10 protein-coding genes and 1 pseudogene are annotated in these 17,892 nt (G+C 62.6%); 9 read left to right on the top strand and 2 right to left on the bottom strand.

Annotated features, from left to right (window positions below):
• Positions 1-60: 60 nt before the first annotated feature.
• The gene (locus MMB49_RS07055; protein WP_047270686.1) at positions 61-1,512 is read right to left on the bottom strand and encodes an aldehyde dehydrogenase family protein; all 1,452 of its coding nucleotides are present in this window, start codon (positions 1,510-1,512) and stop codon (positions 61-63) included.
• A 265-nt stretch (positions 1,513-1,777) separates the two neighbouring features.
• On the opposite strand from MMB49_RS07055, the gene MMB49_RS07050 reads away from it, so the two are divergent.
• The 5 genes from MMB49_RS07050 to MMB49_RS07030 all read left to right on the top strand — a co-directional run bounded on the left by MMB49_RS07050 (position 1,778) and on the right by MMB49_RS07030 (position 11,396).
• Positions 1,778-2,143, top strand: coding sequence for a phage holin family protein (locus MMB49_RS07050; RefSeq protein ID WP_047270931.1), 366 nt, complete (start codon positions 1,778-1,780; stop codon positions 2,141-2,143).
• A 543-nt stretch (positions 2,144-2,686) separates the two neighbouring features.
• Positions 2,687-6,010, top strand: a complete 3,324-nt coding sequence (gene ileS, locus MMB49_RS07045) for a mupirocin-resistant isoleucine--tRNA ligase (protein ID WP_080959260.1) — start codon at positions 2,687-2,689, stop codon at positions 6,008-6,010.
• Positions 6,011-6,163: 153 nt separating this feature from the next.
• Positions 6,164-6,340, top strand: coding sequence for a hypothetical protein (locus MMB49_RS07040; RefSeq protein ID WP_185021803.1), 177 nt, complete (start codon positions 6,164-6,166; stop codon positions 6,338-6,340).
• A 195-nt stretch (positions 6,341-6,535) separates the two neighbouring features.
• Positions 6,536-11,017: an alpha-L-fucosidase gene (locus tag MMB49_RS07035; protein WP_047270681.1), complete on the top strand. Its 4,482-nt coding sequence runs from the start codon at positions 6,536-6,538 to the stop codon at positions 11,015-11,017.
• A 106-nt stretch (positions 11,018-11,123) separates the two neighbouring features.
• A complete protein-coding gene (locus MMB49_RS07030) occupies positions 11,124-11,396 on the top strand; it encodes an NAD(P)-dependent oxidoreductase (protein ID WP_047270679.1) in 273 nt (90 codons plus the stop codon).
• A gap of 64 nt (positions 11,397-11,460) precedes the next feature.
• On the opposite strand, the gene MMB49_RS07025 is transcribed toward MMB49_RS07030, so the two are convergent.
• Positions 11,461-12,474, bottom strand: coding sequence for a LacI family DNA-binding transcriptional regulator (locus MMB49_RS07025; RefSeq protein WP_013363741.1), 1,014 nt, complete (start codon positions 12,472-12,474; stop codon positions 11,461-11,463).
• Between the two features lie 226 nt (positions 12,475-12,700).
• Between MMB49_RS07025 and MMB49_RS07020 the strand changes: the two are divergent.
• The 4 genes and pseudogenes from MMB49_RS07020 (at position 12,701) to MMB49_RS07005 (ending at position 17,870) form a co-directional block, all read left to right on the top strand.
• A pseudogene (locus MMB49_RS07020) lies at positions 12,701-13,389 on the top strand (carbohydrate ABC transporter permease).
• 239 nt (positions 13,390-13,628) lie between these two features.
• Positions 13,629-15,698 carry a beta-galactosidase gene (locus tag MMB49_RS07015; RefSeq protein ID WP_047270929.1) on the top strand — a complete coding sequence of 690 codons (2,070 nt, stop codon included), beginning with the start codon at positions 13,629-13,631 and terminating at the stop codon, positions 15,696-15,698.
• A 265-nt stretch (positions 15,699-15,963) separates the two neighbouring features.
• Positions 15,964-16,299, top strand: a complete 336-nt coding sequence (locus MMB49_RS07010) for a sugar ABC transporter substrate-binding protein (protein ID WP_229940963.1) — start codon at positions 15,964-15,966, stop codon at positions 16,297-16,299.
• Positions 16,300-16,448: 149 nt separating this feature from the next.
• On the top strand, positions 16,449-17,870 hold the full coding sequence (locus MMB49_RS07005; RefSeq protein ID WP_047270678.1) for an ABC transporter substrate-binding protein: 1,422 nt from the start codon (positions 16,449-16,451) through the stop codon (positions 17,868-17,870).
• The last annotated feature ends 22 nt before the right edge of the window (positions 17,871-17,892 follow it).

Raw genomic sequence — 17,892 nt, 5'->3', positions numbered from 1 at the left:
GGTCACCACCCACCGGCGCTGCGCGTCATCTCCCGCCAGCGGGAGGTGCGCCGTGTCCCGCTACCGCACTCTCGGCGTATGGCTGACCGCCGAAATCAGTATCTTCTTCAAGCCGTCATACGGCGGATACACCAGCGAAAGCGTATCCGGCACCGCGGGCTTGCCGACCACGGTCTTGACATGACTGAACTCCAGGAACCCGGCCTTGCCGTGATATGAGCCCATGCCCGAAGCTCCCACGCCGCCGAACGGCAGCCGACTGGAGATCAGATGGCCAAGCGGCAGGTTGAATCCCAGCGCTCCGCAACTGACTTCGCGCTCGAACATCCGCCGTACCCTCTTGCTGCCCGTGAACGCGTAGGCCGCCAGCGGGCGTGGCCGGGCGTTGATGAATTCCACTGCGGCTTTCGCGTCGGCGACTTCCAAAATGGGCAGAATCGGGCCGAATATCTCCTCCTGCATCACCGGCGCATCGGGTTTGACGCCCAATAGCACGGTCGGTGCGATGTAGAGGTCATCGCGTCTGGTATTGCCACCGCATACCGTGCGTCCGGTGGCGGGGCTCTTCGGATCGGGCAGCAGCGCAGTCAGCCGGTCGAAATGCCGGGCGTTGATGATGCGTCCGAAACTGTCGGAATGTTGCGGGTCTGAGCCGAAGAACCGCGTGACGGCCTCGGCGATCTTTCCGGCCAGCGGCTCGATGACGTCGGACGTTGCGAGCACATAGTCGGGTGCCACGCAGGTCTGCCCGGCGTTGATGAACCGCCCCCAGGCGATGCGCCGCGCGGCGACGTCGAGGTTCGCGGTACGGTCGACGAACACCGGCGACTTGCCTCCGAGCTCCAAAGTGACCGGTGTGAGATGCTTCGCGGCGGCGGCCATGACTATTGAACCGACTTTTCCTCCGCCGGTGTAGAAGATGTGATTGAACGGCTGCTCCAGCAGCTTTGTCGTCTCCTGCGGTCCTCCCTGAACCACGCGGAACGCCTGCGGGTCCATGTACCGTGCGATGAGGTCCGCCATCACGCCGCTGGTGTGCGGAGACAGCTCCGATGGTTTCATGCACACGCAATTGCCTGCGGCGATCGCGTCCGCCATAGGCTCGAAACTGAGCAGCACCGGATAGTTCCACGGCGAGATGATGAGCGCCACGCCTTTCGGCTCGGCGACTGTCCAGCCGACTGCGGGCTGCAGCAGGTAATGCATCGGCTTGGGATGCCGCGCCGCCCACCTGCCGAGGCGTGGCTTGATGAAGCGAATCTCATCGAGCACCAGCCCGATTTCCATCAGCGCGGTCTCCGCGGCGGGTTTGCCCAGGTCGGCGCGTACCGCACGGGCGATGACGGTGGCATTCTGCCTCAGCATTCGGGCCATCGCGTCGAGTTGCGCCTTTCGCCAGCGCAGTGGCCGGGTGACTCCTGAGCGGAAGGTCGCGTCCAGTTGCGCGAACGCCCGTTGCCGGGCGGCCGCCTGCTTCGTCGTGGTCGCCGCCGCCGTTTCCTTTGTAGTCATCGTCGTCCTCCTGTTGGCATGGTAGCCGAAGAATCCGCGGAACGTAATCGACGATTTCCGCCCTGACGTCGTATTGGAGTTGCATGCTGGCTCCTGCTGGCGGGAGCTGTCGGCGGAGCCGACTGAGGGTGGTCTGGGTCTTTAGGTGGCGATTGTGCCCTTAAGCGCAATCGTTCTCGATGATCGTGCCCGACATATGATGAATGCACCGAACCGGCACATCGCAACTGATCGGTGACGGCTTGGATGGCATAAGATGGGCGCCATGAAGGATTTTCTGATGCGATGGCTGGTGCTGACGGTTGCGGCCGCGGTGATGGTGGTGCTTCTGCCCGGCATGACCGCGGTGGGGCAGCCTCCGATTTTGGGAATCGCAGTGTTCGCGCTGTTCATGGCGCTGATCAACGCCTCGATCAAGCCGATGACGCAGCTGATCGCGCTGCCGTTTTCGATTCTCACGTTCGGGCTGCTGTATCTGGTCATCAACTGGCTGTTCATGCGGCTCGCCTCATGGTTGGCAATCAGTCTGTTCGGTGTTGGCGTGCTGGTGCACGGGTTCTGGTGGGCGGTGCTCGGCTCTCTCATCATGTCCATTGTCTCGGGGATCGTCGGCAGCATCGTGCGCGATTGAGCGTCGGCGTACATCCGGCATGATGGTCGGATTTCGGGCCTCGCATGATTGCCTGGGCGCGAGCAGACGGCGTTCGCGGGCACCCCGGTTCCGTCGGCCACACACCGTGCTAGGATATGCACCGAAGTCAAGGCGATGATCCGTTATCAGCGGGGAGTCTTCGGAAGAAAAGCTTCATGACGGTCGATCGAACGTCGACGGCACGAAGCTGAGTAGAACCGACGGGATCGGCCCGTCACAGCCGAACACAAGCGGTCGCGAGTTTTCGCCGTCTTAGGATGGCCGGATGCGAGCGACAAGCGAGGTGGTACCGCGGTGGCGGTCGGCAGCCTGAGGGCATGCCGCCGATCATCGTCCTCGTAGGCGGGAATGGCCATGACGGCCGTTCCGGGCGGAACAAGGGTTCCGGCCGCGAGGACATCGCCGGCGCATATATGCCGCCGGTGTGGCGAACGGCCGTCTCAATCCCTGTTCTTCCCGTGAATGGTTCGCTATAGCCAGCTCCCGTAGGACCAGTGCAATGCGACATCGAGGAGAGCAATGGTGAGCGAAACCACCAATTCCCACGTGTATCCCAAGGCGAACGAGGGCGGCGAGACCGCCAGCGTCGCGCCGAACCCGAGTTTCCCCAACATGGAGGAAACCGTCCTGAAGTATTGGGACAAGGACGACACCTTCAACAAGTCCGTTGAACGCAACCCTTCCGGCGACCATAGCCAGAACGAGTTCGTGTTCTTCGACGGCCCGCCGTTCGCGAACGGCCTGCCGCACTACGGCCACCTGCTGACCGGTTACGCGAAGGACGTGATCCCGCGCTACCAGACCATGAAGGGCCGCAAGGTCAACCGCGTGTTCGGCTGGGACACGCACGGTCTGCCCGCCGAGCTGGAGGCGCAGAAGGAGCTCGGCATCGACTCGGTCGACCAGATCGAGAAGATGGGCATCGACAAGTTCAATGACGCCTGCCGCGCCTCCGTGCTGAAGTACACGCACGAATGGCAGGATTACGTGCATCGTCAGGCCCGCTGGGTCGACTTCGAGCACGGGTACAAGACGCTGAACATCCCGTACATGGAGTCGGTGATGTGGGCGTTCAAGCAGCTGTACGAGAAGGGCCTGGCGTACCAGGGCTACCGCGTGCTGCCGTACTGCCCGAAGGATCAGACGCCGCTTTCGGCGCACGAGCTGCGCATGGACGCCGACGTGTATCAGGATCGTCAGGACACCACCGTGTCGGTGGCCGTGAAGCTGCGCGACGAGGAGGACGCCTACGCGGTCTTCTGGACCACCACGCCGTGGACCGTGCCCACCAACTTCGCGATCGTCGTCGGCGCTGACATTGACTATGTCGAGGTGCGCCCGACGCAGGGCAAGTACGCCGGCAAGAAGTTCTACTTCGGCAAGCCCCTGCTCTCCAAGTACGAGAAGGAGCTCGGCGAGGATTACGAGGTCGTGCGCGAGCTCAAGGGCTCCGAGATGGCCGGTTGGCGTTACTGGCCGGTGTTCCCGTACTTCGCTGGCGACAAAGCCGAGTCTGAGGGCAACGTGCCGGGGTCCGAAGGCTACCAAATCTTTACCGCGGACTACGTAGACACCGTCGAGGGTACCGGCCTGGTTCACCAGGCTCCCTATGGTGAGGACGATATGAACACGCTGAACGCGCACGGCATCAAGAGCACTGACGTGCTCGACGCCGGCTGCCGCTTCACCGCGCAGTGCCCCGATTACGAGGGCATGTACGTGTTCGACGCGAACAAGCCGATCCTGCGCAACCTGCGCAACGGAGACGGCCCGCTGGCCGAGATCCCGGCCGAGCATCGCGCGATCCTGTTCCAGGAGAAGAGCTATGTGCACTCCTACCCGCATTGCTGGCGTTGCGCCACGCCGCTGATCTACAAGCCTGTGAGCTCCTGGTTCGTGTCGGTGACGAAGATCAAGCCGCGCCTGTTGGAGCTCAACCAGCAGATCAACTGGATTCCTGAGAATGTCAAGGATGGTCAGTTCGGTAAGTGGCTCGCCAACGCGCGCGACTGGTCGATCTCCCGCAACCGCTTCTGGGGTTCGCCGATCCCGGTGTGGGTGAGCGATGACCCGAAGTACCCGCGCGTCGACGTGTACGGTTCGTTGGAGGAGCTCAAGGCCGACTTCGGCGACTACCCGCGCGACAAGGACGGCAACGTCAACATGCACCGTCCGTGGATCGACAACCTCACGCGCGTCAACCCGGACGACCCGACCGGCAAGAGCCACATGCACCGTATCAGCGACGTGCTCGACTGCTGGTTCGAATCCGGTTCGATGTCGTTCGCGCAGTTCCACTACCCGTTCGAGAACAAGGAGAAGTTCGAGCAGCACTTCCCGGCCGATTACATTGTCGAATACATCGGCCAGACTCGCGGCTGGTTCTACCTGCTGCACGTGATGGCCACCGCGCTGTTCGACCGCCCGGCGTTCAAGAACGTGATCTGCCACGGCATCGTGCTCGGTTCCGACGGCCAGAAGATGTCGAAGCACCTGCGCAACTACCCGGACGTGAACGGCGTGTTCGACAAGTACGGTTCCGACGCCATGCGCTGGTTCCTTATGTCGTCGCCGATCCTGCGCGGCGGCAACCTCATTGTTACCGCTGAGGGCATCCGCGACACCGTGCGCCAGGTCATGCTGCCGGTGTGGAGCTCCTACTACTTCTTCACGCTGTATGCGAACGCGGCCAATGGTGGGGCCGGCTTCGACGCCCGTCAGCTGCGCGCGGACGAGGTGGCGGGTCTGCCCGAGATGGACCGTTACCTGCTGGCCCGCACCCGCAGGCTCGTAGAGCGTGTAGAGAAGTCGCTCGACGAGTTCGCGATTTCTGACGCGTGCGATGCGGCAAGTGACTTCATCGACGTGCTCACCAACTGGTACATCCGCAACACCCGTGACCGCTTCTGGAAGGAGGACGCGAACGCGTTCAACACGCTGTACACCGTGCTTGAGGTGTTCATGCGCGTTCTCGCGCCGCTCGCCCCGATGGAGTCCGAATCCGTGTGGCGTGGCCTGACCGGCGGCGAATCCGTGCATCTGGCCGATTGGCCGTACGTCTCGGACGAGAAGACCGGTGAGGCGACCGAGCTTGGCCGTGTGCTGGTCGACGACCCGGCACTGGTGGACGCGATGGAGAAGGTGCGTGAGATCGTCTCCGGCACTCTGTCGTTGCGCAAGGCCGCCCAGATCCGTGTGCGCCAGCCGCTCGCCAAGCTCACCGTCGTGGTCGAGGATGTGGACGCCGTCAAGGCGTACGACGAAATTCTCAAGTCAGAGCTTAATATAAAGGATATTGAGTTCTGCACGATGGAGGATGCCGGTTCGCAGGGGCTGAAGATCGTGCACGAGCTGAAGGTCAACGCCCGCGCCGCCGGCCCGCGCCTCGGCAAGCAGGTCCAGTTCGCCATCAAGGCGTCCAAGACCGGTGCCTGGCATGTCGATGCCGCGACCGGTGCTCCGGTCGTCGAGACGCCGAACGGCGAGGTTGCGCTGGAGGCCGGCGAATACGAGCTAATCAACCGTGTGGAGGAGGAGAACGCCGCCGAGGCCGACGCTTCCGTGTCGGCCGCTCTGCCTACCGGCGGTTTCGTGATCCTCGATACCGTGCTGACCGCCGACTTGGAGGCCGAGGGCTACGCCCGCGACGTGATTCGCGCCGTGCAGGACGCCCGCAAGGCCGCCGACCTGGACATCGCCGATCGCATCGCCCTGGTGCTGACCGTGCCGTCCGTCAATGTGGCCGATGCCGAGCGGTTCCGCGATCTGATCGCCCATGAGACGCTGGCCACCTCCTTCGCGGTGAAGGAAGGCGCCGAACTGGGTGTGGAGGTCGCCAAGGCGTGACGCCGTGGTGAGCCGACCGCGCCCGCTGCGTGACGCACGGGCGCGTGGAATGCATGAAGTGGTCCTGCCGTTCAACGGCGGGACCACTTTTTTGTTCCGCGGTATGCTTGCGCTGCGACGATGGCGTTGCGATACGGAGCGATTGACGAGGTGATGATAACGTGTGCGACGTACTATGCGAGAACCAGCGATCATGGGTATGAGACCTGCGACAAACCCAAGCCTCCGCTGTCGGCGACCGGCGCGAACGTGACCGCGATATCGGTCGCGGTCATGGCGCTCGCCAGCGCTGCGACGGTGCTGCTGACCATCAAGCGCCGTAGGGGCTGAACATGACCGGTGCCGGAGAGTCCGATGCTCTCCGGCACCGTCATATGTCGAGCTCCTGCATAGGGTACCTTAAATCAGCCTGATCTGATAGACTGTCTGCGGGAATCTGAACACTTGGCGGAACGATGTCGTGCCTCCGAGGCAAAGATTCCGGCAAGAAGTACAAGAATGTTCAAAATCATAGAGGATTGAAATATGCTACACACAGCATCAAGAGGATGCTCGCGTTCGTGGCTGCGCAGACTCACCGCATTGATAGCGGTCTCGGCGCTCGCGTTCGTGGCATTGCCGAACGTCGCGGTGGCGGCGGATCCGATGGAATACCTCGATGTGTCGTTCGGCGGCACGTTCGCTGCAGACACCTACACCACAGGTGGCGACGAGGTGGCGAAGGGCCCCGTGACCAAGCACGGCAGCATACCGACCAAGCTTGACGGCGGCGGCATCACCCTCGCTGGCGGCACCAACGGCGTGACATTCACCTCGACCGCGAGCTTCAGCGAGAGTGGGAAGGTGAACAAGGGATTCCGCGCCGAAATGGAGTACCGTACGACGCAGACGCCCAGCAACCTCGCCACATTGTTCTCCGCCATGGGCAACATCTTCGTGCGGGCGAACGGCAGCAACCTCGAATACGGCTTCTCCACGAACCCTTCCGGCAGTACATGGAACGACTACACAAAGTCCGTGACGCTGCCTTCCAACAATGTGAAGCACATCATCCAGCTGACATATCTGCCGGGAGCCGACGGCGCTGCCTCGACGTTGCAGTTGTCGGTGGATGGCGTGGCCGGCGAGACCGCCACCTCCGCGGCCGGCGAGCTCGCGGCCGTCAGCGATTCCGTCGGGAACAAGTTCGGGATCGGCTACGAGGTGAACCCCGCTTCCGGCGCGGCGAGCCGCGGTCTTGCCGGTGACGTGTTCCGCGCGCGTGTCGCCGATTCGGACGCCCCGTGGGAGATTCTTGACGCATCCCAGCTGCTGCATGTCAATTTCAACGGCACGTTCAGCGGCACCTCATATACCGCGGCGAGCGGCGAGCAGATGCTGGGCTCGCTGGTGTCGCGCTCGGCCAATCCGTCCATCTCGAACTCCGCCGTCACGCTGGGCGGCGGCACGGCCGGATTCGATTTCACGCCCACGGACTTCACCCTCGGTGACAACGAGGCCATCACCCGCCCGCTGGTCGCGGAGCTGCGCTTCACCCCGACGCAGACCGGCGACAACCAGACCCTGTTCGGCGCGGGCGGCAACCTGTTCCTGCGCTACGAGTCGAACAAGCTCGTGTTCGGCGCCTCCACCAAGTCCGGCGATAATTGGACCGACCACAAGATCGAGTCCGCGGCCGCCACGGGTGCGGAGCACGTCGTGTCGGTGGCGTACGTGCCCAATAAGGCCGGCACCGGCGCGAAGCTTGTCATGCGCGTGGATGGCGGCGACGCCCAGACCAAGGACATCACTGGTCTGGCTTACCTGAATTCGAGCATCAAGGGCAAGGTCGGCTTCGGCAACGACGTGCATACCGACGCGCTCAGCCGCGGCTTCGTCGGCTCGCTGAGCGAGATCCGCCTGGCCGAAACCTCCGCGAACTTCACCACCAACGAATTCAAGCTGGTCTACTCTCAGGTCAGCTGCGACACGTCGGGCATCAAGGAGGCGAATACCTTCGACGTGGAGCCCGCCGAGTGCGAGGCCGCGCTTAAGACCAAGCTGTCCAAGCTGCGTCCGACCGAAGGGCAGGCCGACTACATCGACTGGGGTCAGATCGGATTCCTCCATTACGGCATCAACACGTACTACAACCAGGAGTGGGGTCACGGTAACGAGGATCCCTCCCGCATCAACCCGACCGGCCTCGACACCGACCAGTGGGCGAAGTCCTTCGCCGACGGTGGCTTCAAGATGATCATGGTGACGGTCAAGCACCATGACGGTTTCGAGCTGTACGACTCGCGGTACAACACCGAGCACGACTGGGCAAACACCGCCGTCGCCAAGCGCACGGGGGAGAAGGACCTGTTCCGCAAGATTGTCGCCTCGGCGAAGAAATACGGCCTGAAGGTCGGCATCTACTATTCGCCGGCCGATTCCTACATGGAGAGGAAGGGCGTCTGGGGCAACAACTCCGCACGCGTCGAGCGCACGATCCCCACGCTGGTGGAGAACGACGACCGCGCCGGCAAGGTGGCTTCCGGCAAACTGCCCACGTTCAAGTACAAGGCCACGGATTACGGCGCCTACATGCTCAACCAGCTCTATGAGCTGCTGACTGAGTACGGCGACATCTCCGAGGTCTGGTTCGACGGTGCCCAAGGCAACACCGCAGGCACTGAGCATTACGACTATGGCGTGTTCTACGAGATGATCCGCCGGCTTCAGCCCCAGGCAATTCAGGCCAACGCCGCATACGATGCCCGATGGGTGGGCAACGAGGACGGCTGGGCCCGTCAGACCGAGTGGAGCCCGCAGGCGGCATACAACGACGGCGTGGACAAGGTGTCGCTCAAGCCTGGCCAGATGGCCCCCGACGGTAAGCTTGGCAGCATGTCGAGCGTGCTGTCCGAGATCCGCAGCGGCGCCGCCAACCAGCTGCACTGGTATCCGGCCGAAGTCGACGCCAAGAACCGGCCCGGATGGTTCTACCGTGCCAGCCAATCGCCGGCGTCCGTAGCCGAAGTCGTGAAGTACTACGAGCAGTCCACGGGACGCAACTCGCAGTATCTGCTGAACGTCCCACCGTCCGATACCGGCAAGCTCGCCGATGCGGATGCCGCGGGACTTAAGGGGCTGGGCGAGGAGCTCGCCCGACGCTACGGCACCGATCTTGCCCTGGGCAAGAGCGCGACCGTCGCCGCGTCCGCGAACGACACTGCGGTAGCGGCCCCGAAGCTGACCGACGGTTCGAAGCTCTCCTCCGACAAGGCCGTGGGCAATACGCCGACGTACACCATCGATCTGGGCAGCACTGTCGCCGTGGATGCAGTGAAGATCTCCGAGGACGTGCGCAATGCCGGCCAGCAGATCGAAAGCGCCACTCTGCAGGGACGAGTCAATGGAACATGGACGAATCTGGCGACTATGACGACGGTCGGGCAGCAGCGCGACCTTCGCTTCACGTCCCAGAACATCGATGCCATCCGTCTGGTGGTCAACTCCTCCCGCGGTCCGGTGCGTCTGAGCCGTCTTGAGGTGTTCCACACCGAATCCGAGATTCAGACCGGCGCCCGCGCCTACTACATCGATCCGACGGCGCAGACCGCGGGAGATGGATTCACGAAGGACAAGCCCATGACGTCGATCGAGCAGCTGCACGATGTGACCGTCGCGCCAGGCTCCGTGATCTTCGTCAAGGCGGGCACCGAGCTGACCGGGGACTTCGCCGTCTTCGGCTACGGCACCAAGGACGAGCCCATCACCGTGACGACATACGGCGAAAGCGACAAAGCCACCACCGCGAGCTTCGACGGCATGACCGCCGGGCTGACGCTGAAGCAGGCGCTGAAGGCGCTCGGCAAGGACGACGCCGGCTGGGTCGTGGCCGATTCCGCCACTGCACCGGCCTCCCGCGTGTATGTCCCGCAGGATGAGATCAGCGTGCACGCCCAGTCGTCGCAGAACTCCGGCGCAGAGGCGGCGAGGGCGCTCGACGGCGACTCGTCGACGAGCTGGCACTCCCAGTACAGCCCGACCACCGCGTCTGCTCCGCATTGGGTGACTCTCGATCTCGGCAAATCGCGTGAGAACGTCGCCTACTTCGACTACCTCGCCCGTATCGACGGCAACAATAACGGTGCCGCCAAGGATTACGAGGTGTATGTCTCCGACGATCCCAACGATTTTGGAGCCCCTGTGGCCTCGGGCACGTTGAAGAACGTCGCCTACACGCAGCGCATCAAGCTGACCCCCAAGAACGGACGGTACGTCAAGTTCGTCATCAAGACCGATTATTCCGGATCGAACTTCGGCTCCGCGGCGGAAATGAATGTCGAGTTGCTGCCCACGGCCGTAGAGGAGGACAAGGTCGCCACCCCGCAGAAGCCGACAGTGGACGATGATGCCGATACATACACCATCCCCGACATCGAGGGAGTCGTGTACAAGGTCGACGGCAAGGTGTTGGCCGCTGGTTCCGTAGTGAACGTGGGCGATGAGGACGTGACCGTCACGGTCACCGCCGAGCCCGCCGACGGATACCGCTTCCCGGATGGTGTGACGTCCCCAGTCACGTATGAGCTGACGTTCACCAAGAAGGGTGGCGAGAAGCCTCCGACCGAAGTCAACAAGGACAAGCTGCACGCCACGATCACCAAGGCTCAGGCGATCGACCGTTCCGCCTATACGGACGAGTCGCTCAAGGTGCTTGATGACAAGCTCGCCGCAGCGCTCAAGGTCTATGACGATGACAAGGTGAGCCAGGATGATGTCGATGCCGCCGAGGCGGCTCTGTCTGCGGCGATCGACGCGCTGAAGACCAAGCCGACGACCCCCGGCGGTGAAGGTGAGAAGCCTGGTGAAGGTGAAAAGCCCGGTGACGGCAACAAGCCCGGTGACGGCAAGAAGCCCGGCGACGTGATCGCAAAGACCGGCGCCTCCACAATGGGCGTTGTCTTCGCTGCACTCGCGATGGTAGCGGGTGCGGTCGTGACGCTTGAAGCCAAGCGTAAGTCCAACCGGTAACATCGGTTCTCCGGCCGTCTGATGCGCCGGCCCGTCTCCTAGAAAAGACGGGCCGGCGCATCGTCATTTTTACACCGGCGTCGCGGCAATATTCCATGCGCCTACAATGTCGATATATGCCCGTCAACAAGGGGAGCGGCGATGGCACGATGTCGGCCGTGCGCTGAGCGTGCGCGGCTCCACGGTGCTGGTGGCCGGCACCGGGGACATCGGCTCGCATTTCGCCAGCATATGCAAGGCCATGGGCGCGAACACGCTGGGAGTGCGTCGTGACCCGACCCGCACGGCGGAAGGCATCGACCGGATGTATCGCATTGGAGAACGTAAGGCGTTATGTAGCCGGCGAACCCCTGACGAATCGCCGGCGCTGAACGGATAATGGCCTCGGCTTCGCCCGTTCGACACCGGCGAGGCCGAGGCCATTATCGCTTGAGATTCGTCGTCTAGGATTCCAGGTCGCGCACCGACCCGCGTTCCACCAGCTCCGCGGGAACCACGGTCTTCACGCCCGAAGGCACTCGAAGGCCCTCGCACAGACGCTTGGTCATGAAGAACGCCTCGCGTCCGATGTCGTTGAATTTCATGCGCATGGTGGTCAGCGACAGCCGTGGAATCGTCCCGCTCAGCGAATCGTCCACTCCGACGATGCTGACGTCTTCCGGCACGCGTTTGCCGGCGGCCTGCAATCCGAGCATCGCGCCATACGCCATCTGGTCGTTGGCCGCATAGATCGCGGTGCAATCGGGGTCGTGAGCCAGCGCGAGTCCGGCTTGATATCCGCTGTCCGCCTCCCAGTCGCCCATATAGGTCGGAGGGATGCGCAGCCCCAGTTGGTCGAGCGTGTCATGCCACCCCTGCGCGCGGCTTTCCGCGGCTCGCGACGAGGACGGCCCGGCGATGTGGTAGACGGTCTTGTGCCCCTTGCTGAGCAGATAGTCCACGACGGCGGCTGAGCAGCCGTACTGGTCGGCATCGATGGTGGGGCAGTAGTTCGCGGGATCCTCGGAGATGATGACGACCGGCAGCTCCTTGGGCGGGCGGAACTCCGAGAAGTCCGTCACGTGCTCCTCCATGACGGCGATGACGCCGTCCACGGGAAGCTGCTTCATACGCTCGATGGCGGCATGCAGGGTGCGTTCCCGATTGCGTCCGAAGGACTGCATCGTGATGGCGTAGCCATTGCTGTTCGCCGCGTCGGCGATGCCGCCGAGGATACGCGCGTTGCCATAAGTGAGCATGTTGAACAGCACGACGCCGACATCCTTGAACTTGCCGTGCTTAAGCGCCCTGGCCGCATAGTTGGGCCGGTAACCCAGCTTGGCCATGGCGGCTTCCACACGCTGCCGTGTTTCCGGTCGGACGGCATTGCTTCCGTTGGCGACTCGTGAGACCGTCTGGGGCGACACGCTGGCGGCTTTCGCCACGTCCTGCATGGAAGCGGGTTGCGAATGATCCATGGTTCCTGCTTGTTTTTTTGGCATTTCTATGTTTTGGTTACCATCAGTATAGACTATTTCCTGATGACTTGCCGTACCCTCAAGTTGACAATTCCAACAATATTGATATTATGGTAACGCAAACATTTATAGAGGGTGCATTTCGCGGAACAAGTTCAATGAGCTGTTGCGTTGTGGCAAGCTATGTGCGGTGTGCTTCGCTTCGAGCCCTTCGAAGGAGAGGGGTATGACATCGGTGAGTGTGTCGCCTTTGGCTCGTGTGAATAAGCACAAGCGGGATTGGCGTGGTTGGAAGTTCAGGTGGCCGTTCGCGTTGGTGTTCGTGTTCATCGTGCCGATCTTCGCGGTCTGCTGCCTGTTCCCGTTCGTCTCCATGCTCATCAACGCGACGAAGACCCAATCGGACTTCACGAGCGCGTTCGGCCTGGGCTTCGGCAAGACGTTCGCGCTGTGGGACAACATCGTGACGGTGTTCACCTATGACGCGGCATCTTCGCGCGCTGGCTGGTCAACACGCTGATCTACGTGGTGGTGGGCGCAGGCGGTGCAACCCTGCTGGCGATCATGGGCGGCTACGCTTTGGCGAAGTTCCGCTTCCCGGGCCGCAAGGCCGTGTCCGCGGTGATCATCGGCTCGATCTCGGTGCCGGGCATCGCGTTGGCGGCCCTGTTCACGATCGTTGCCACGTGGAACGACTGCTTCCTGCCGCTGATCATGTTGAAGGACTCGGACTGGTTCCCGCTGACCATCGGTCTGAACCAGTGGAAGGACCAAGCGTCCACTGCGGGCGGCCAAGCCATCCAGAACCTGGTCATCACGGGCTCGCTGATCACGATCATCCCGCTGGTCATCGCGTTCCTGTGCCTGCAGAAGTACTGGCAGTCCGGCCTCGCCGCCGGCGCCGTCAAGGAGTGATCTCGCGGGAGGGCCAGTGTCCGCTTGCAGCATGCGTCACGTTCGTCTGACGGTCTTGACGTGCGCCTAGCGGCTGGCTCTCCATACGGAACATGTATATGATATGGAGGGACGCTCACCGTGTGCGATGCGGGCTGGCGCGATATGGCACCAGCCCGCTCGCATGTCACAGTTGATTTTTCGTCGATGCGACGGTTCGGCCGGGGGCGTCAGACAATGAACAAGTAATGGAGCGGAACATGAGTAAACGCAGAAAGCACAGTTGGCCGCAGCCGCTGAAGGGCGCCGAATCCCGTCTCTGGTATGGCGGTGATTACAATCCCGACCAATGGCCGGAGGAGGTCTGGGACGATGATATCCGTCTGATGAAGAAGGCCGGCGTCAACCTTGTATCAGTCGGCATCTTCTCATGGGCGAAGATCGAGCCGGAGGAAGGCAAGTACGATTTCGACTGGCTGGACCGTGCCATCGATAAGCTCGGCAAGGCGGGCATCGCCGTAGACCTCGCCTCCGCCACCGCCTCCCCGCCGATGTGGCTGACCCAGGCCCATCCGGAGGTGCTTTGGAAGGACGAGCGCGGCGACACCGTGTGGCCGGGCGCCCGTGAGCATTGGCGCCCGACGAGCCCTGTGTTCCGCGAGTACGCGCTGAACCTGTGCCGTCGTATGGCCGAGCACTACAAGGGCAACCCATACGTGGTGGCCTGGCACGTGAGCAACGAATACGGCTGCCACAACCGCTTCGACTACTCGGACGACGCCATGCGCGCCTTCCAGAAGTGGTGCAAGAAGCGCTACAAGACCATCGACGCGGTGAACGAGGCCTGGGGAACAGCGTTCTGGGCCCAGCACATGAACGATTTCTCCGAGATCATCCCGCCTCGCTACATCGGTGACGGCAACTTCATGAACCCGGGCAAGCTGCTCGACTACAAGCGGTTCAGCTCCGACGCGCTCAAGGAGCTCTACATCGCCGAACGTGACGTGCTGGAGTCCATCACGCCGGGTCTGCCGCTGACCACCAATTTCATGGTGTCCGCCGGCGGCTCGATGCTTGACTATGACGACTGGGGTGCGGAGGTCGATTTCGTCTCCAACGACCACTACTTCACGCCGGGCGAGGCCCATTTCGACGAGGTTGCGTACGCCGCGTCGCTGATGGACGGCATTTCACGCAAGGAACCGTGGTTCCAGATGGAGCATTCCACCTCCGCGGTGAATTGGCGTCCGATCAACTACCGTGCGGAGCCGGGCTCGGTCGTGCGCGACTCCCTCGCGCAGGTCGCCATGGGTGCCGACGCCATCTGCTATTTCCAGTGGCGACAGTCCAAGGCCGGCGCGGAGAAGTGGCACTCCTCGATGGTGCCGCATGCGGGCGAGGATTCGCAGATCTTCCGTGATGTGTGCGAGCTGGGTGCCGATCTGGGACGTCTGTCCGACGAGGGTCTGATGGGCACCAAGACGGTCAAGTCCAAGGTCGCCGTCGTGTTCGACTACGAGTCCCAGTGGGCCACCGAGTACACCGCGAACCCGACCCAGCAGGTCGATCATTGGACCGAGCCGTTGGATTGGTTCCGCGCGCTTGCCGACAACGGCATCACCGCCGACGTGGTTCCGGTGCGGTCCGATTGGGATTCCTACGAGATTGCCGTGCTGCCGTGCGTGTATTTGCTGTCCGAAGAGACGAGCCGCAGGGTTCGGGAGTTCGTGGCGAACGGCGGCAAGTTGTTCGTGACGTACTACACCGGATTGAGCGACGAGAACGACCACATCTGGCTTGGCGGCTACCCGGGCTCGATTCGTGACGTCGTCGGCGTGCGCGTCGAAGAGTTCGCCCCGATGGGCAACGACATGCCGGGCGCATTGGATCACCTCGACCTGGACAATGGCACGGTGGCGCATGACTTCGCCGACGTGATCACGTCCACGGCCGACACGTCCACGGTACTGGCCTCCTATAAGGCGGAACGCTGGACCGGCATGAACGAGGTGCCGGCCATCGTGGCCAACGGGTATGGCGACGGGCGGACCGTATATGTCGGATGCCGTCTGGGCCGGCAGGGGCTTGCGAAGAGCCTGCCGGCGATGCTGGGTTCCATGGGGCTGTCGGACCTCGCCGGTGATGGCCGCGTGCTGCGTGTCGAACGCGCCGACGCCGCGGCGGCGAACCACTTCGAGTTCGTGTTCAACCGCACCCATGAACCGGTGACCGTCGACGTTGAAGGGGAGGCCATCGCGGCTTCGCTCGCGCATGTCGACGACGGTCGGGCCACCATCGATCCGACGGGCGTTGTCGTGCTCAGACGATAATCGTTGGAAACACTGGGCTGTAAGGGCTTAGGAAAGGCGTATGTTTGCGGTGACACGCGACATACGCCTTATGGGAAAGAAGGCGCTGGCGCTTACCGGGCTGCGGCGATGCTGGTCAGCGTCGCTGCGTGCGGCAACTCAAGCAGCAGCTCCGCTCCGAAGCAGGAAGGCGACGTCAAGGAAATCACCGTGTGGGCTTGGGGGCCTACGCTGACTCAGGTGGCCAAGGACTTCAAAAAAGGAGACCGGCATCAATGTCAACCTGGTGAACACCGGCCAGGGCGACAAGACCTGGGACGAGTTCTATCAGGACGCCAAGAAGATTCACACCCTTGGCGACAACTACTACATCACGTCCGACACCGGTGGCGCCGGCTTCTACGACTCGATGACCTGGCTGGCCAGTGCGACGCCGTTCTCCACCGAAGGCGAGACGGTCACCATCAACCTGACTGGCGACCCGAAGGTCAAGGCCCGCGGTATCTTCGGCGACTACCTTGGCAAGTCCTACACCGGCAACCAGAAGCTGAGCGATGGCGTCGCCGCTTGGGAACAGGCTCTGAAGGACTACGCGAAGGATCAGGGCTACACCGTCAAGTAACCTTCGCAGTCAAACAATCTGGCGTGGTAATGACCGGAATACGGTGACCTTCGGTCATCCCTTCACGTATCTTCACCTGTTGCAGCGCGCGTGTAGACTCTACGATGAGCGATTTCTTCCCGATACATCGAGCACGCTAAGGAGATGACATGACGATATCGGCACGGTTGCGGCGGCTGCGTCTGCGTATCTCGGCGTTGCTCACGATCTGTGCGATGACGCTGGCGGTCGCCTCCTGCGGGCAGCCGGACACACGCACCGTCATCACCGTCTGGTCGTGGGAACCCAGCATGACGACGCTGATCGCCGATTTCGAGAAGGCTAATCCAGACGTCCGCGTGAAGCTGAACAACATCAGCGGCTACGGCCACCTCAACAACGCTATACAGGACGGGTACGGCACGCCCGACGTGGTGCAGCTCGAATACTATGCCCTGCCGCAGTACGCGGTGAGCGGCCAGCTGATGGACCTCACCGGTCGTGTCGGCAGCTACAGCTCGTTCTTCACCCCAGGCACCTGGGCGTCGGTGCAGCTCGCGCAGCGCACGTACGCGCTACCCATGGATTCCGGGCCTATGGCGTTCTTCTACAACGATGACGCATTCCGCCAGGCCGGTGTCGACGCGACCAAGATCACCACATGGGATGATTATTACGAGGCCGCGAAGAAGCTGAAAAGCATCGGCGTGTACATCGCCGCAGACGCCGGTGACGCCAGCTTCTACAATGCGATGATATGGCTCGCGGGCGGTCGGCCTTTCCATACGTCATCCGACGGCAAGACCGTGACCGTCGATCTCAAGGGCGACGCCGGAACCAGGACGTTCACCGAATTCTGGCAGCGCATGATCGACGAGGGACTGGTCAACACCCATCTCAAAGTCTGGTCCGAGGATTGGAAACGTGCGCTGGGCGACGGGTCGGTCGCCTCCGTGTTCGCCGGAGCTTGGATGCCGTCGCTGCTGCTGGCCGACGTGCCGGGCACATCGGGACTGTGGCGCGTCACGCGCATGCCGACTCAGGACGGCACGGTCACCAATGCCGAGAACGGCGGCTCCGCGCTGGGCGTGCTGCACACCACACGCAAGCCTGAAGCGGCATTCCGTTTCGTGGATTATGTCTGCCACAACAAATCCGGCATCAAGACCCGCGTCGATGGCGGCGCCTTCCCGGCCGACAATGCGACGTTGAACAGCGGCGAATTCCTCAACAAGACCACCGTCACCAGCGAGCATCACGTCGAGGTGGAGTATTTCGGCGGGCAGCGGTTCAACGAGGTGCTGTCCGAGGCAGCGGAGTCCGTGTCGGTCGGATACCAGTACCTGCCGTTCGAAGTGTACGCGCGCAGCGACTTCCGCAGCGCCACCGCAGACGCATACACGTGGTCGGCGGCCAAGCAGGCATACGACCGGGCCAAGGCGCGCAAGGACGCAGGACTGACCAATGACGATGGCGGTCCGATTACACTGCCGGACCGACCCGGCAAGAAGATCACGCTGATGAGCGGCATCGCCGGATGGCAGCGCGACCTCAAGGAGTACGGCGTCAATCAGGGCTTCACCATCAAATGACCTGCGCCGGCGTGGCCGATGC

Source organism: Bifidobacterium sp. SKU, assembly GCF_026016405.1.
Lineage (GTDB): Bacteria > Actinomycetota > Actinomycetes > Actinomycetales > Bifidobacteriaceae > Bifidobacterium > Bifidobacterium bifidum.
This window is presented reverse-complemented; position numbering and strand designations above follow the sequence as displayed.

Excerpts from the sequence above, each read along its gene's own strand:
- MMB49_RS07055 (WP_047270686.1), bottom strand. The coding sequence starts at position 1,512 with ATGACTACAAAGGAAACGGCGGCGGCGACCACGACGAAGCAGGCGGCC.
- MMB49_RS07025 (WP_013363741.1), bottom strand. The coding sequence starts at position 12,474 with ATGGATCATTCGCAACCCGCTTCCATGCAGGACGTGGCGAAAGCCGCC.
- MMB49_RS07030 (WP_047270679.1), top strand. The coding sequence starts at position 11,124 with ATGTCGATATATGCCCGTCAACAAGGGGAGCGGCGATGGCACGATGTC.
- MMB49_RS07015 (WP_047270929.1), top strand. The coding sequence starts at position 13,629 with ATGAGTAAACGCAGAAAGCACAGTTGGCCGCAGCCGCTGAAGGGCGCC.
- MMB49_RS07005 (WP_047270678.1), top strand. The coding sequence starts at position 16,449 with ATGACGATATCGGCACGGTTGCGGCGGCTGCGTCTGCGTATCTCGGCG.
- MMB49_RS07050 (WP_047270931.1), top strand. The coding sequence starts at position 1,778 with ATGAAGGATTTTCTGATGCGATGGCTGGTGCTGACGGTTGCGGCCGCG.
- MMB49_RS07035 (WP_047270681.1), top strand. The coding sequence starts at position 6,536 with ATGCTACACACAGCATCAAGAGGATGCTCGCGTTCGTGGCTGCGCAGA.
- MMB49_RS07040 (WP_185021803.1), top strand. The coding sequence starts at position 6,164 with ATGATAACGTGTGCGACGTACTATGCGAGAACCAGCGATCATGGGTAT.